This window comes from Brachybacterium paraconglomeratum (assembly GCF_039541415.1).
Lineage (GTDB): Bacteria > Actinomycetota > Actinomycetes > Actinomycetales > Dermabacteraceae > Brachybacterium > Brachybacterium paraconglomeratum_A.
Window position 1 is genome coordinate 132006 of the sequence record NZ_BAABGE010000004.1, and the last position, 13048, is coordinate 145053.

A 13048-nucleotide genomic window follows, 5' to 3' on the forward strand; every position below is an offset into this window, starting at 1 on the left:
CGATCTGGCAGCGGTCCCGCACGGATCCGGCGGTGATCTGCGGCCGATCCCCGCCGTGTACCACGATTCAAAGTTCGGGGTTCGGAACATTTCGGGTTTTGCCATGTGGCGACGGTCTCCATACAGTTGGGCACATGTACGAATCAACGTCGATTCGGGACCTGGGAAGGGGACGAGGATGACAATCGCGGCAACGCCGATCACGGAAGACTCAAGTTGGGCGACACGGGGTGCCTGCGTGAGCATGGATCCTGACGGGTTCTTCGTCCAGGGGGCCGAGCAGCATGCGGTCAAGACCGCCTGCGGCGCGTGCCCGGTGCGCACCGAGTGTCTGGCCGACGCGCTGGACAACCGCGTCGACTTCGGAGTGTGGGGAGGGATGACGGAACGCGAGCGCCGGCGCATGCTCCGCCGCCATCCCGATGTGCGCGACTGGTCGGAGGCGCTGCGTCGGGCCGAACGGCAGGCGGTCGGCGGCTGAACAGCGGGCCGCGGACGGGCCCGGCAGAGGTCCGCCGGCGATACCGGACGTCGCCGGCCGCGCTCGGGACCGAAGGCTCGCCTCGTTGCCGCGCCGCCACCGGTAGGCTCGCGCCATGAGCACATACACCCGCTGGGAGTACCTGACCGTCCCGCTGCTGATCCACGCGACCAAGCAGATCCTCGACAACTACGGCGAGGAAGGGTGGGAGCTGGTCCAGGTCGTGCCCGGCCCCAACCCGGAGAACCTGGTCGCCTACCTCAAGCGTCCGCTGGGCGAGGGCTGAGCCGATGATGGTCGCCTCGGGTCCCAGCGCCCGGATCCGTGCCCGGCTCGATGAGCTCGGGCTGTCCCTGCCCTCCGTCGCCGCACCGGTGGCCGCCTATGTCCCGGCTGTGGCGAGCGGGAACCACGTGCACACCTCCGGGCAGCTGCCCTTCGTCGACGGGACGCTGCCGCTGACCGGGAAGGTCGGCGCAGCAGTCACTGCGGAACAGGCCTCCGAGCTCGCCGCCACCTGCTGCCTCAACGCCCTGGCGGCGATCGAAGCGCTCGTAGGGGACCTGGACCGCATCGTCCGCGTGGTCAAGCTGACCGGCTATGTCGCCTCGGACCCTTCCTTCACCGCCCAGCCCGCGGTGATCAACGGGGCGAGCACCCTGCTCGGCGAGATCTTCGGCGAGGCCGGCCAGCACGCCCGCGCCGCCGTCGGCGTCGCGGTGCTCCCGATGGATGCACCGGTCGAGCTCGACCTCTTCGTGGAGCTCGACGGCCCGGCCCGCCCGAGCGCCTGATCGACGCGCCGTGAGCGAGCACGTCCCGCTGCGGGACCCGTCGGCCCCCGCGGTCGAGCTGGTCGCCCTCCGCGCCGATAACCCGGGGCCGATGACCTTGGCCGGCACCAACAGCTATCTGGTGCGCGACGGGGATCAGGTCTGGATCGTCGATCCCGGTCCGAAGGATCCCGAGCATCTCGCCGAGCTCCTGCTGCACTGCGGGGAAGCACGCCCGCAGGGGGTGCTGGTGACCCATCGGCATCAGGACCACACTGCTGGCGCCGCCACCCTGGCCCGGCAGCTGGCGGCCCGCAGCGGACGGGAGGTGCCGCTCTGGGCCGCGGATCAGTCCGCGGTGCCCGGCTCGCGCCCGCTCCCCGCCACCCTCGAGAGCGATCAGGGGACCGTGGGGCACGTGATCCACCTGCCCGGCCACACCTCCGACTCCGTCGGGGTGCTGGTCGACGGAGGTCGGCTGCTCAGCGGTGACACCCTGCTGGGCGGTTCCTCGACCGTGATCATCCCGGAGGACGGAGGGTCGCTCACCGACTATCTCCAGTCGCTCGCGATCCTGCGGGCGATGACGATGGACGGCCGGATCGGCTCGATCCATCCCGGCCACGGCCCCTCCTACGACTCACCGCTGGACGTGCTCGAGACGCTGGAGCAGGCGATCGCCCACCGGCGGGAGCGCATCGAACAGGTGCGCCGAGCCCGGACCGCGGGCGTGCTGACCATGGACCGGCTGCTGCGGGTGATCTACGGCCCGGAGCTTCCCGCGCCATTGCAGAACGCTGCTCGATGGAACCTCCGCGCCGCGCTCGACCACCTCGCCGAAGGGCACTGAGCCGCTGCTCAGCTGCTGCGGGAGCGCCAGACGCCAGCGGTGCAGCCCTCGCCCGGTGACGGGCGCCGGGCAGATAGCACGAGGCCCCTCCGGTCAGTTGACCGGAGGGGCCTCGTGCGTTCTCGGACGACTCAGCGGGCGCGGCGGCGCAGTCGCTCGACGTCAGAGATGAGGACTGCGCGGGCCTCGAGGCGGATCCAGCCGCGCGAGGCGAAGTCCGCGAGCGCCTTGTTGACCGTCTCACGGGAGGCACCGACCAGCTGGGCGAGCTCCTCCTGAGTGAGGCCGTGGGCGACCATCACGCCGTCGTCCGTCTGTCGACCGAAGCGCTGGGCGAGGTCGAGGACGTTCTTGGCGACACGGCCGGGGACGTCGGCGAAGACCAGGTCGGCGAGCGACTCGTTGGTCTTGCGCAGGCGGCGGGCGAGCGACGCGAGCAGGTGACGGGCAACCTCCGGCCGCTGGGCGAGGACCCGGTAGAGGTCCTGCTGCGAGAGCGAGAAGAGGGTCGATTCGGCGACCACGGTGGCGGTCGCGTTGCGCGGCGCCGGGTCGAAGAGGGACAGCTCGCCGAGCGTCTCGCCCGGGCCGAGCACTGCGAGCAGGTTCTCGCGGCCATCGCCCGAAGCGTGACCCACCTTCACCTTGCCCGAACCGATGATGAACAGACGGTCGCCCGGATCTCCCTCGCGGAAGATGATGGCGCTGCGGTGGTAGTCCTCCTGCTTCATCGACGCCAGCACGGCCTGCTTGCCGTCCTCGTCGAGCGCAGCGAACAACGGTGATGACCGTACGATGTTCTCGTCCACGGAACCTCCTGAGTGTGGGGTCCCGATTCCCGGGACCGTGCTGTGAGACGCCTGTGGCGGACGCCACGATGACCGGTGGCGACTGTCACATGATGAACAAACACTATCGTGCTCGCGGTGCAGAGGCCCGCCACCCGCCCAAGGAGGTGCTGTTCAGATGTCGAAGTCGGTTCTTCATAGGGGTGCCGGAGACGGAGTCGCCGGCGCTGCTGCCGCGGCTGACGGGGCGCTCATCGCAGCTGCTCTGCAGGACCTCTATCCCCGGGCCCGTACTGAACTTGATCACCGGGACGCCCTGGAACTGCTGGTCGCAACGGTGCTTTCGGCGCAGACCACCGACGTCCGCGTCAATCAGGTGACCCCGGAGCTGTTCCGGCGCTGGCCCGATGCCAGGGCGCTCGCCGAAGCTGACGAGGCCCGGCTCGCCGAGGTGGTGCGGCCGCTCGGAATGGGTGCGACACGGGCGCGTCGTCTGATCGGCCTGGGTCAGGGACTGCTCGAGCGGCATGAGGGCGAGGTTCCCGATGACCAGGCCGCGCTCGAGCAGCTTTCCGGCGTGGGCCGCAAGACCGCCCACGTGGTGCGAGGCGCCTGGTTCGGGCACTCGCTGCTGGCGGTCGACACGCATGTAAGCCGGCTCGCCCGACGCCTGGGATGGACGACCCGCAGCGACCCGCGCGGGATCGAGGCGGACCTGGTGGCCCGGCTCGAGGCCGACGGTGTCGCCAGCGCTGGCGGTGCTGGTGCTGCTGGTGCTGCTGCTGGAGGTGGCGCGGGCGCTGATGCTGACAGAGCTGGCGCTGATGCCGGGGACCTGACCGTGCTCGGGCTGCGTCTGATCCTCCACGGCCGTCGCGTCTGCACTGCGCGGGCACCTCGCTGCGGGGACTGCGCCCTCCGTGAGCTCTGCCCCCAGGTGGGGGTCGCATGAGCACCTCGCCCCGATCGGCTCTCCACCTCCCGGGCGACGCCGACTTCCTCGCCCCGCTCGCAGCACGTGCCGCAGCGGGCGATGTGCTGGTCACCCGCGATCCGGACCCGCGCGATCCAGACCCCCGCGGGCAGGCCGTGCGCCGCAGCGCTGTGCTGATCCATATCGCCGGCACCGGGCTCGACGATGCCCGCGTGGTGCTCGAGGAGCGTGGGCACGCGCTGCGCTCGCAGCCCGGGCAGTTCTCCCTGCCCGGCGGAGGCCGCGATCCGGGAGACCGCGACGACGTCCACACCGCACTGCGGGAGGCGCAGGAGGAGACCGGACTGGATCCCGCCGACGCGCATGTCCTCGGCGCCTTCGCCCCGATCCCGATGCCCTGGCGCATCCAGCGCGTCACTCCGGTGCTGAGCTGGTCGCGGTCGGTGCCGGCATTGGGGGTGCAGGACCCGATCGAAGTCGAACGGCTGGTCTGGGCATCGCTGACCGGTCCGGGTTCGCTGACCGATCCGGCGCACCGGCTCCGCGGGATGCTGGGCGGGCAGCGGGTGGGACCGGCCTTCGATCTCCCCGGCGATGCCTTCATCTGGGGGTTCACCGCGATGATCCTGGAGAAGATGCTCACCGGCCTCGGGCTGGACCCGGTGCCGGAGACCGCCCCGACCCGCGAGATCCCTCCCGAGCGGCGTCGCTGACCCCGGCGGCGGTGGCCGTCGTCACCTCGCCACAATCCGCTCGCCAACCGCGGGTCGGGGCACGGTAGACTCGAGTGTTGCCGGACGGTCTCCGGCAACCCCTCGGGGTGCAGCAGGAGCGGCCGGCACGGACGCTCTGCGGGCCCCGAACACCAGTGCCAGCAGACCGATGAGCAGCAGACAAGGAATGGGATCCACGTGCCACGCGGCAAGGTGAAGTTCTATGACGCCGAGAAGGGGTTCGGCTTCATCCTCGACGACGAGGATGGTCAGAGCGTGTACGTGCACGCCTCGAACCTGCCCGAAGGGGTCAGCGCCCTCCGGCCCGGCGCCCGGGTCGACTTCGACATGGTCGATGGTCGGCGAGGCCCGCAGGTGCTCTCTCTGCAGCTGCTCGAGCCGGCTCCGTCGGTCAGCCGCGCCCGGCGCCAGAAGCCCGAGGAGATGGCGGGGATGGTCGAAGACCTGATCCGCCTGCTCGACGACGCTTCCAACGGGTTGCGTCAGGGTCGCTATCCCGACCGCGGGCACTCCCAGAAGATCGCCACCGTCCTCCGTGCCGTTGCCGATAATTTCGAGGCCTGAGACATGACGTCACCGACCACCGCCCCCCGCCGCGCCCGCACCGCGCGACCGAAGCTGGACGCGATCGCGTCCGCTGCCGTCGAGCTCGCCCATGAGGCGCTGCTCGAGGTCACCGAGCCCGGCCAGGTCGGTGAGCACCTGCGCGTCGAGGCGAGCGGGGAGCGGCTGGTCACGCACATCTTCGAGTGCACCATGCCCGGATATCGCGGCTGGTCCTGGGTCGTCGTGCTGACGCGCGCCTCCCGGGCCAAGGCCGCGACCGTCGCCGAGACCGCGCTCCTGCCCGGCGAGGAGTCGATCCTGGCACCGGACTGGGAGCCCTGGTCCGAGCGGCTGAAGCCTTCAGATGTGGGTGCGGACGACCTGCTTCCGTACCGCGATGACGACGAGCGGCTCGAACAGGGCTACGAGGCCACCGGGGACGAGGACGTCGATCGCGTCGCGCAGTGGGAGCTCGGCCTGGGCCGCCCCCGCGTGCTCTCCGCGGAGGGCCGCAGTGACGCCGCCGAACGCTGGCTCGAGGGCGACTTCGGCCCGCGCGAGACCTCCGGTCGCGGCCGTCGCGGCACCGTCACGGCCAACTGCACCAGCTGTGGCTTCCTCTCCAAGCTCTCCGGCTCGCTGCGCGGAGAGTTCGGCGTGTGCACCAACGAATGGTCCCCGGCGGACGGTCGGGTGGTGCACCTCAACTTCGGCTGCGGCGCGCATTCCGAGACCGGCCAGGAGGACGAGGACCGCGAGATCTCCCGCAGCAGCGGTGTGATCGTCGATGAGCTCGACGTCGAGTACCAGCAGGACGCCCCGGCGGATGCCGCAGGCGAGAGCGCAGTGGTCGGGGCCAGCACCGAGGAGACTCCCGCCGAGGAGACTCCCGCAGCAGAGACTCCTGCGGCGGCGGCCCCGGTGCACGACGACGTCATCCTCGTCACGCCCGTGACCGGGCAGCTCTCGTTCGAGTCGCTGGGCGCTGAGGTCCCTGAGGCAGATTCGCCCGAGGACTGACCGCCGCTCCGGTCCTTGGCCGGCCCGTCAGGAGAGCCCCTGTTCCACTCATGGAACAGGGGCTCTCCCGCGTGCGTCGCGTGAGAGCCGGGCTCGGTGACGGGGCGCGGTGACAGAGCTTCACGGGCCAGGGAACGCGCGCCGTCGCCCAGGACGCGGGATGGGCCGGACGTGCCCGGTCGCGAGGTCGCCCGGGAGGGTTCAGCGCAGGGAGACAGCGATCCGGGCCAGGAGCGCCTCGATCGCGAGCAGCGGCGGTACGTTCCCGCTGATGCGTTCGCGTGCCTGCTGCACCGCCTCGAGCAGGCCCAGCGTGATCTGCCCGGAGACCTGCTCGGCAGTCCGCTCGATCTCGGGGGCCACGTCGATGTTGACCAGCTCGGAACCGGTGCCGAGCTGACGGCTCAGCACATCGCGCAGCACGGAGTGGGCATCGAGCAGGTAGCGGTCCAGCACATCGCGGACCAGACGGGTCTGTCGGCGCTTGGCGTCCTCTTCGAGCTGACGCATCTGAGAGCGCAGGGACGGCGGCACCTTGCCGTCGTCGATTCCTGCCGAGTGCAGGAAGCGCTCCTTCTCCTCGGTGGCGACCAGGTCCGCATGCTCCTTCGCCTCGGCGGTGGCGCGGTCCACCAGCGCCTGGGCGGCGAGGACTGCCTGCCCGGCTCCGCGCAGAGAGAGCAGGGTGCGTGCAGACTCCTCGCGAGCGGCCAGCGCACCCTGCTGGGTGGCATAGCGCAGCGCGAGCCCGATGTGCCCCTGGGCGGCGCGGGCGGCGCGCATTGCCAGCGCCTCATCGACCCCGTCACGGCGTCGCAGCAGCTCCGCGACCACAGCCGAGGACGGCACCGAGAGTGTCACCAGGCGGCAGCGGGAACGGATGGTGGGGGCGAGATCCTCGGCGGAGGGCGCGCACAGCATCCACACGGTCGACGGCGGCGGTTCCTCGATGGACTTCAGCAGCACGTTGAAGGTGCCCGCGGTCATGCGGTCGGCATCCTCCACGATCACCACCCGGTGCCGGCCCGTGGCGGGGGATCGCTGGGCGGTCATCACCAGCGCGCGCACCTCCTCCTTCGCGATCGAGAGCTTGTCGGTCGCGACCACGGTGACATCCGGGTGGGTGCCGGCGAGGGTGGTGCGGCAGGCGCGGCACTGCCCGCAGCCGCTGCCCTGCTCACACTGCAGGGTGGCGGCGAAGGCGCGAGCGGCGGTGGAGCGACCCGAGCCCGGAGGGCCGGTCACCAGCCAGGCCTGTGCGAGGGAGCCGTCGGGGGAGGCCGCGCGACGGAACTGGGCGACCGCGGCCTCCTGGCCCACGACATCGGCCCACACTCCACCAGCCGGCGCGGGGGCACCCGCGCCGCCGGCTGCCCCGAGGCCGCCGAGCTCGGTCGCGGTCACTGCTCGTCCCGGTGCCGGGTGGGCGGAGCCGGCTCGAAGGTGGGATCGAACAGGCTCAGCACCTCGGCGACGGCCGTGAGCACGAGCGCGTGGACCTCATCGCGCGGGAGCGTCCCATCGATCACCGCGTAGCGATCCGGATCCGCGGTGGCGAGATCGAGGAACTCCTGGCGCACCGACTCATGGAAAGCCAGGCCCGCCTCCTCGAGCCGGTCCAAGGTGTTGGGATCGCGTCGCTCATCAAGGGTCTGGGTCGGCACATCCAGCAGGATCGTGCGGTGGGGGAGCAGCCCGTCGACCGCCCAGAGCGAGAGAGAGGCGATCTCGTCGGCATCCAGGTCCCGCCCGGCACCCTGGTAGGCGACCGAGGAGTCGAGATAGCGGTCGCTGAGCACGAGCCCGCCGCGTGCCAGATGCGGACGGACCACGGTGGAGATGTGGTGCGCACGGTCCGCGGCATAGAGCAGCGCCTCCGCCCGGGGCTCCACATGCTCCCCGTGCAGCAGCAGCTTCCGGATGCTCTCGCCGAGCGGGGTGCCGCCTGGCTCCCGCGTGGTGAGGATGAGGTCCTCGGCGACCGAGCGGTCGGTGACCAGGTGATCCCGCAGCATCTGCATCTGGGTGGACTTCCCGGCGCCGTCACCCCCCTCGAAGGAGATGAACACTCCGCGTCGTGGGGGGTGGGGTGAGGGGATGCGAAGGCCGCGCGCTGATTCCAGGATGCTCATGCGGGCACCTCCCCGGGGTAGACCACGCCGAGCTCAGCCCGCATCGCGTCCATCGTCGCCATCACGCTGAGGGTGTCCGCCCAGCTCATCAGCGGGGACTCGAGCTCGCCGGCGGTGATCCGACGGGCCGCCTCGGCGATCTCGTAGGACATGCCGTCTCCGCGCGCTCCTGGATGCTCGAACCGTGCGGAGCGCCCGTCATGGAGGGACACGGTCAGCGTGCCGGGGGCGAAGAACGGACCGGACAACCGGGCTGACCCCGCGGTCCCGCTGACCACCGCCTCGGTGGGAGTGCGGGCGAGCAGTGTGGAGGACAGGCGGGCACGGCCGCTGCGCCGGCCCCGGGCGAGGAGCGCGATATAGGCATCGACCGCAGTCTCCTCGGCGAGGTGCCCGCTCACAGCGAGGTCGGAGAGGTCGCCCAGCACCATCTGGGCGAAGGAGACCGGGTACACGCCGAGGTCGAGCAGGGCTCCGCCGCCGAGCTCGGGTGCGTACATCCGATGCGTCGGATCGGCCGGGAAGGTCTGGCCGTGATCCGCGGTCACCTCGACGATCTCCCCCAGCAGGCCGGAGTCGATCACCTGGCGCAGCACGTCGTACTGCGGCAGGAAGCGCGCCCACATCGCCTCCATCGCGAACACGCCCCGCTCCTGGGCGAGGTCCAGCAGGTCACGGGCCTGGCCCAGGTTCAGGGTGAAGGCCTTCTCCACCAGCACCGGGATCCCGGCGTCGAGCACCGGCCTGGTCAGCGCATGGTGCTGAGCGTGGGGGGAGGCGACGTAGACCGCGTCCAGACCGCCTGCGGCGAGCATCTCCGGCACGGAGTCGAAGGCCCGCTCGATGCCGTGCTTCTGTGCGAACTCCTCGGCGCGCTGCGTGGAGCGGGAGACGACGGAGACCACTCGGGAGGCGGTGGCGCGATGCGCGGTGGCGGTGAACTGATCGGCGATATGGCCTGGAGAGATCACGCCCCAGCGCAGACCCGGCGCGGTGGCCGGGTCGAGGACGGTGGTCGGTGGGAGCGTCAGCGAGGGTGCTGCCGTGGGCGCTGCGGAGGCGTCGGTCTCGGTCATGGGTCCAATCTACCCAGCGCCCCCGACACCGAGGTGGTGTCGGGGGCGCTGTGGAGGAAGGTCCGCCGTCGGCTGAATCCGGGGCGGCCCGGTGCGGCCGCTCGAGCAGGCCGGTCAGCCCTTGACCGAGCCTGCTGTCATGCCGCGCACCAGGAAGCGCTGCAGGCCGAAGAAGACGAGCATCGGGATGACCATCGAGACGAAGGCGCCCGCGGTGAGCAGCTCGGTGCCCTGACCCTGGGTGCCCAGCATCTGCTGCAGGCTCACGATGACCGTCTTGTTCTGCCCGCCGCCGAGGAACAGCTTGGCGATGAGGAGGTCGTTCCACACCCACAGGAACTGCAGGGTGGCGAAGGCGGCGATCGCCGGCGAGGACATCGGTGCGACCAGGCGCCAGAACGTCTGGAAGTGCGAGGCGCCGTCGATCTTCGCGCTCTCCACCACCGAACCCGGGAGGGTCGCCATGTAGTTGCGCAGGATGTACACCGCCAGCGGCATGCCGAAGCCGGTATGCAACATCCAGACCGCCACGAACTGGCCGTTGATCCCGAGTCCCCGCGGGCCCAGCAGGTCCAGCATCGGCTGGAATGCCACCTGGATCGGGACCACCATCAGCGCGACGATCACGATGAATAGGACGTCCTTGGCGGGGAACTTGATGAACGTGAACGCGTACGCGGCGAAGGCCGCGAACATGATCGGCAGCACCGTGGCGGGAACTGCGACCACGATGGAGTTGATCAGGGAGCCGGAGATCGACGGGTCGCCGAGCACCTGGGCATAGTTGTCCAGGGTCCAACCACCCTCCCACAGGCTCGTCCACCAGCCGGTGGACGCCGCGGCCTCACGGGAACGGAAGCTCGTCACGAGCAGACCGATCGTGGGGATGGTCCACAGGATGGCCAGGAGCGGCATCGCAATGGTGGCGAAGACGGAGCGTCTGCGCCCGTCTTTCATCGTCATGCTCATCGGTTCGCCTCCTGGTCCCTGAAGCTCTTGACCTGGTAGATCAGGATCGGTATCACCAGGATCAGCAGCACGACCACGATGGCCGAGGCCTGCCCAGCCTGCTGATCGGTGAACAGCTTCGCGAAGAAGAAGTTTGCGATCACATCGGTGTTGTACAGGCCGTTGGTGGTGACGTAGATCAGGTCGAAGACCTTCAGCACCAAGATCAGCACCGTGATGAAAACGGCGAGGAGTGTAGCCCTCACCTGCGGGAACACGATCTGCCAGAAGATCCGTACCTCACTGGCTCCGTCCATGCGACCGGCTTCGACGGTGTCCTCGGGGACGCCTTTGATGGCCGAGCTGATCAGCACCATCGCGAAGCCCGTCTGCAGCCAGATCAGGATCACCATCAGCGCGAGGGAGTTCAGACGTGCGGTATCGATCTGATACCACGGCTGGGGATCGCCTCCCAGCGAGGTGACGATCGCGTTGAGCAGGCCGGTCTGGGCCTCGCCCGGGGCGTTGTAGGCGTACACCAGGCCCCAGATCGTCGCTGCGCCCACGAAGCTGATCGCCATCGGCAGGAAGATCATCGACTTCGCCGCGTTCTCCCCGGCGGGGGAGAGCTTGTCGGCGAGCACCGCGACCGCGAGACCGAAGGCCACGCTGAGGACCGGGACGATGAGGATCCACAGGAAGTTGTTCAGCAGGGTGGACCAGAAGTGTCCGGAGCTGAAGATCGCCGCGTAGTTGTCCAGGCCCACCCAGGCGGTCGAATTGTCGTTCGCGAAGGAGTAGACGATGGTCTGGACCGTGGGATAGAGCAGGAAGAGCACGATCAGGCTGAATCCCGGCAGCAGGAAGGCGTAGGGGATGAACCCTTCGGCGAACCTTGTCGGAAAGCCCTCGATGCACAGGTTCAGGAAGTAGAAGAACAGCACCGAGCCGCCGATGCCGACGACGAGGCCGAGGATCCCGATCAGGATCCCGGAGTTCGCGAACGCCGCCGGGTAATACGCGAAGGCGAGGAAGGCATTGCACACGAACCAGGCCGTCACGGCCATGCCGACCGCGCCGATGATCACCCGCACTGGGCGAGCTGGAGATCCCTTGTGCTTGTTGAGCTCCAGCGGCGCTGCACCGTCGGACCCTTGACGAGTGGGGGCCGTGGTGGTCACTTCGGCCACCCGGCCTCGATCTCGTCGCAGACCTCCTGAGAGGTCTTCGCGCCCTGCAGCCACTCGACCATGCCCTTCCAGAAGGAGCCGGCCCCCACCGCGGTCGGCATCAGGTCGGAGCCGTCGTAACGGAACACCGCAGCTCCCGCAGCGATCTCGGCGACCTGCCGGGTGATCGAATCGGAGTACTGCGCCGGGTCGAAGGTGCGGTGGGGGCTGAGCCAGCCACCGGCCTCCGCCCACTCGCCACCGAAGGCGTCCGAGGTCAGGAACTCCATCACCTTCACGGTGTCGTCGTTCAACGTGAACAGGGTGGCGAGGTCACCGCCGCCGAGGATGGGCTGGCCGTCGAATCCACCCTCCCAGGTGGGCATCGCGTAGACGCCGACCTCCTCGTCCATGTTCGCGACGACGTCCTCGGGGAAGAAGCCGGTGACGAAGTTGCCCTGGCGCACGAGCATCGCCCGGGCCGGATCCTCGAACAGGGGCAGGGGTGCCTCGGAGAACGGGGTGTTGATGATCGAGGTCGTCCCGCCCAGCACATTGCCCTCGCCCTTGAGCAGATCGCCGACGATGTCGAAGACCTCCACCACTTCGGGGGCGTTGAAGGGAAGGCGGTGCTTGACCCAGTCGTCGTAGATCACGGGGCCGTGCACGCGGAGCATGAACTCCTCGATCCAGTCGGTGCCGACCCAGCCGGTCGCCTGATCGGCACCCCAGCCATCGGACCACGGCGCGATCCCGTCGGCCTTCATCTGGTCAGTGATCGAGTAGAGCTCCTGCATGGTGGCGGGTTCGGTGGCGTATCCGCCCTCCTCGTATGCCTTCTTGGGGTACCAGATGAGGGACTTGCAGGCCATCCGCATCGGTGCGCCGTAGACGCGGCCCTGCAACCGGGCGGAATCGAGGAAGCCGGGGATCAGGGTCGAGCTCAGCTGGTCGTAGTCCAGGAAGACATCGATCGGGGTGATCATCCCTTTGCCGGCGAGGTCGAACATGCCGCCGGGCTGCGGGAACAGGGCGATGTCCGGGGCGTCGCCGGCGCCGGCGCGCTGCTGGATGGTGTTGGTGAAGTCCGTATCCGGCGTGTACTGGATGGTGATGCCGGACTTCGCCTCGAAAGCTTCGAGGGAGGCGAGGAAGGCTTCCTGCTCCTGGCCGCCGAACGCACCGAGGATGGTCACCGAGCCGGTTCCGGGGGTATCGCCGGGCGTGTACTTCTCACCGCCGACACCCCCGCTGCCGCCGCTCTGGTCCGGATTCTGCAGACATCCGGTCATGCCCAGCGCCGCGGTCGTCGCGGCCCCAGCCATGACCATGCGCCGGCTGAGACGTCGAGTCATGATCACTCCTTTGTGAGTCGACAAGGTAATGCTGGTCACACTGTAGGCCTGTTTCGGCTGACGACCTGAATCGGCGGGGGGTCGCGCCGGTGGCGATGCCATGTCGTGATCAGAAAAGCGCTTCTCTGCGCAGTCCTGCGCGATGCCGTGGTCCGGCGCCGCGCCGCCTCGCCCCCCTCCTGCCCAGAATCCGCTCGCGCGCATCTGGTCCGCACGTGCAGAGGGCACGAACCTCACGGTCC

General features: G+C 69.5%; 15 protein-coding genes. 8 read left to right on the top strand and 7 right to left on the bottom strand.

Annotated features, from left to right (window positions below; all coding sequences use genetic code 11):
* Nucleotides 1–178: 178 nt before the first annotated feature.
* The 4 genes from ABD893_RS05115 to ABD893_RS05130 all read left to right on the top strand — a co-directional run bounded on the left by ABD893_RS05115 (nucleotide 179) and on the right by ABD893_RS05130 (nucleotide 2104).
* Entirely contained in the window at nucleotides 179–481 is a 303-nt protein-coding gene (locus tag ABD893_RS05115) for a WhiB family transcriptional regulator (RefSeq protein ID WP_345076473.1), read from the top strand.
* A 115-nt stretch (nucleotides 482–596) separates the two neighbouring features.
* The gene (gene sp36, locus ABD893_RS05120; protein WP_262424549.1) at nucleotides 597–767 is read left to right on the top strand and encodes a Sp36 family protein; all 171 of its coding nucleotides are present in this window, start codon (nucleotides 597–599) and stop codon (nucleotides 765–767) included.
* Between the two features lie 4 nt (nucleotides 768–771).
* On the top strand, nucleotides 772–1275 hold the full coding sequence (locus ABD893_RS05125) for a RidA family protein (protein WP_345076474.1): 504 nt from the start codon (nucleotides 772–774) through the stop codon (nucleotides 1273–1275).
* Nucleotides 1276–1285: 10 nt separating this feature from the next.
* Nucleotides 1286–2104: an MBL fold metallo-hydrolase gene (locus ABD893_RS05130; RefSeq protein WP_345076475.1), complete on the top strand. Its 819-nt coding sequence runs from the start codon at nucleotides 1286–1288 to the stop codon at nucleotides 2102–2104.
* 131 nt (nucleotides 2105–2235) lie between these two features.
* Here the strand turns inward: ABD893_RS05130 and ABD893_RS05135 are convergent, their stop codons facing one another.
* The gene (locus ABD893_RS05135) at nucleotides 2236–2913 is read right to left on the bottom strand and encodes a Crp/Fnr family transcriptional regulator (protein WP_345076476.1); all 678 of its coding nucleotides are present in this window, start codon (nucleotides 2911–2913) and stop codon (nucleotides 2236–2238) included.
* A gap of 157 nt (nucleotides 2914–3070) precedes the next feature.
* On the opposite strand from ABD893_RS05135, the gene ABD893_RS05140 reads away from it, so the two are divergent.
* The 4 genes from ABD893_RS05140 to ABD893_RS05155 all read left to right on the top strand — a co-directional run bounded on the left by ABD893_RS05140 (nucleotide 3071) and on the right by ABD893_RS05155 (nucleotide 6126).
* Entirely contained in the window at nucleotides 3071–3844 is a 774-nt protein-coding gene (locus tag ABD893_RS05140; RefSeq protein WP_345076477.1) for an endonuclease III domain-containing protein, read from the top strand.
* The gene (locus ABD893_RS05145; RefSeq protein WP_345076478.1) at nucleotides 3841–4539 is read left to right on the top strand and encodes an NUDIX hydrolase; all 699 of its coding nucleotides are present in this window, start codon (nucleotides 3841–3843) and stop codon (nucleotides 4537–4539) included. Before ABD893_RS05140 ends, ABD893_RS05145 begins: the two co-directional genes overlap by 4 nt.
* A 198-nt stretch (nucleotides 4540–4737) precedes the next feature.
* Nucleotides 4738–5124 (top strand): cold-shock protein, encoded by a 387-nt coding sequence (locus ABD893_RS05150; protein WP_345076479.1) that lies wholly within the window; start codon nucleotides 4738–4740, stop codon nucleotides 5122–5124.
* Nucleotides 5125–5127: 3 nt separating this feature from the next.
* Nucleotides 5128–6126, top strand: a complete 999-nt coding sequence (locus ABD893_RS05155; RefSeq protein WP_345076480.1) for a DUF3027 domain-containing protein — start codon at nucleotides 5128–5130, stop codon at nucleotides 6124–6126.
* A 201-nt stretch (nucleotides 6127–6327) separates the two neighbouring features.
* On the opposite strand, the gene ABD893_RS05160 is transcribed toward ABD893_RS05155, so the two are convergent.
* The 6 genes from ABD893_RS05160 to ABD893_RS05185 form a co-directional block, all read right to left on the bottom strand.
* The gene (locus ABD893_RS05160; protein WP_345077716.1) at nucleotides 6328–7461 is read right to left on the bottom strand and encodes a DNA polymerase III subunit delta'; all 1134 of its coding nucleotides are present in this window, start codon (nucleotides 7459–7461) and stop codon (nucleotides 6328–6330) included.
* 65 nt (nucleotides 7462–7526) lie between these two features.
* On the bottom strand, nucleotides 7527–8258 hold the full coding sequence (tmk, locus tag ABD893_RS05165) for a dTMP kinase (RefSeq protein WP_345076481.1): 732 nt from the start codon (nucleotides 8256–8258) through the stop codon (nucleotides 7527–7529).
* On the bottom strand, nucleotides 8255–9334 hold the full coding sequence (locus tag ABD893_RS05170; RefSeq protein ID WP_345076482.1) for a Gfo/Idh/MocA family protein: 1080 nt from the start codon (nucleotides 9332–9334) through the stop codon (nucleotides 8255–8257). The genes tmk and ABD893_RS05170 overlap by 4 nt, the downstream gene beginning before the upstream one ends.
* 114 nt (nucleotides 9335–9448) lie before the next feature.
* Nucleotides 9449–10303 carry a carbohydrate ABC transporter permease gene (locus tag ABD893_RS05175; protein WP_345076483.1) on the bottom strand — a complete coding sequence of 285 codons (855 nt, stop codon included), beginning with the start codon at nucleotides 10301–10303 and terminating at the stop codon, nucleotides 9449–9451.
* The gene (locus ABD893_RS05180; protein WP_345076484.1) at nucleotides 10300–11463 is read right to left on the bottom strand and encodes a carbohydrate ABC transporter permease; all 1164 of its coding nucleotides are present in this window, start codon (nucleotides 11461–11463) and stop codon (nucleotides 10300–10302) included. Before ABD893_RS05180 ends, ABD893_RS05175 begins: the two co-directional genes overlap by 4 nt.
* A complete protein-coding gene (locus tag ABD893_RS05185) occupies nucleotides 11460–12806 on the bottom strand; it encodes an ABC transporter substrate-binding protein (protein WP_345076485.1) in 1347 nt (448 codons plus the stop codon). Before ABD893_RS05185 ends, ABD893_RS05180 begins: the two co-directional genes overlap by 4 nt.
* Between the last annotated feature and the right edge of the window lie 242 nt (nucleotides 12807–13048).

Coding starts and splice junctions, on each gene's coding strand:
- ABD893_RS05125 (WP_345076474.1), top strand. CDS start 772: ATGATGGTCGCCTCGGGTCCCAGCGCCCGGATCCGTGCCCGGCTCGAT.
- tmk (WP_345076481.1), bottom strand. CDS start 8,258: ATGAGCATCCTGGAATCAGCGCGCGGCCTTCGCATCCCCTCACCCCAC.
- ABD893_RS05140 (WP_345076477.1), top strand. CDS start 3,071: ATGTCGAAGTCGGTTCTTCATAGGGGTGCCGGAGACGGAGTCGCCGGC.
- ABD893_RS05185 (WP_345076485.1), bottom strand. CDS start 12,806: ATGACTCGACGTCTCAGCCGGCGCATGGTCATGGCTGGGGCCGCGACG.
- ABD893_RS05145 (WP_345076478.1), top strand. CDS start 3,841: ATGAGCACCTCGCCCCGATCGGCTCTCCACCTCCCGGGCGACGCCGAC.
- sp36 (WP_262424549.1), top strand. CDS start 597: ATGAGCACATACACCCGCTGGGAGTACCTGACCGTCCCGCTGCTGATC.
- ABD893_RS05115 (WP_345076473.1), top strand. CDS start 179: ATGACAATCGCGGCAACGCCGATCACGGAAGACTCAAGTTGGGCGACA.
- ABD893_RS05170 (WP_345076482.1), bottom strand. CDS start 9,334: ATGACCGAGACCGACGCCTCCGCAGCGCCCACGGCAGCACCCTCGCTG.
- ABD893_RS05175 (WP_345076483.1), bottom strand. CDS start 10,303: ATGAGCATGACGATGAAAGACGGGCGCAGACGCTCCGTCTTCGCCACC.
- ABD893_RS05155 (WP_345076480.1), top strand. CDS start 5,128: ATGACGTCACCGACCACCGCCCCCCGCCGCGCCCGCACCGCGCGACCG.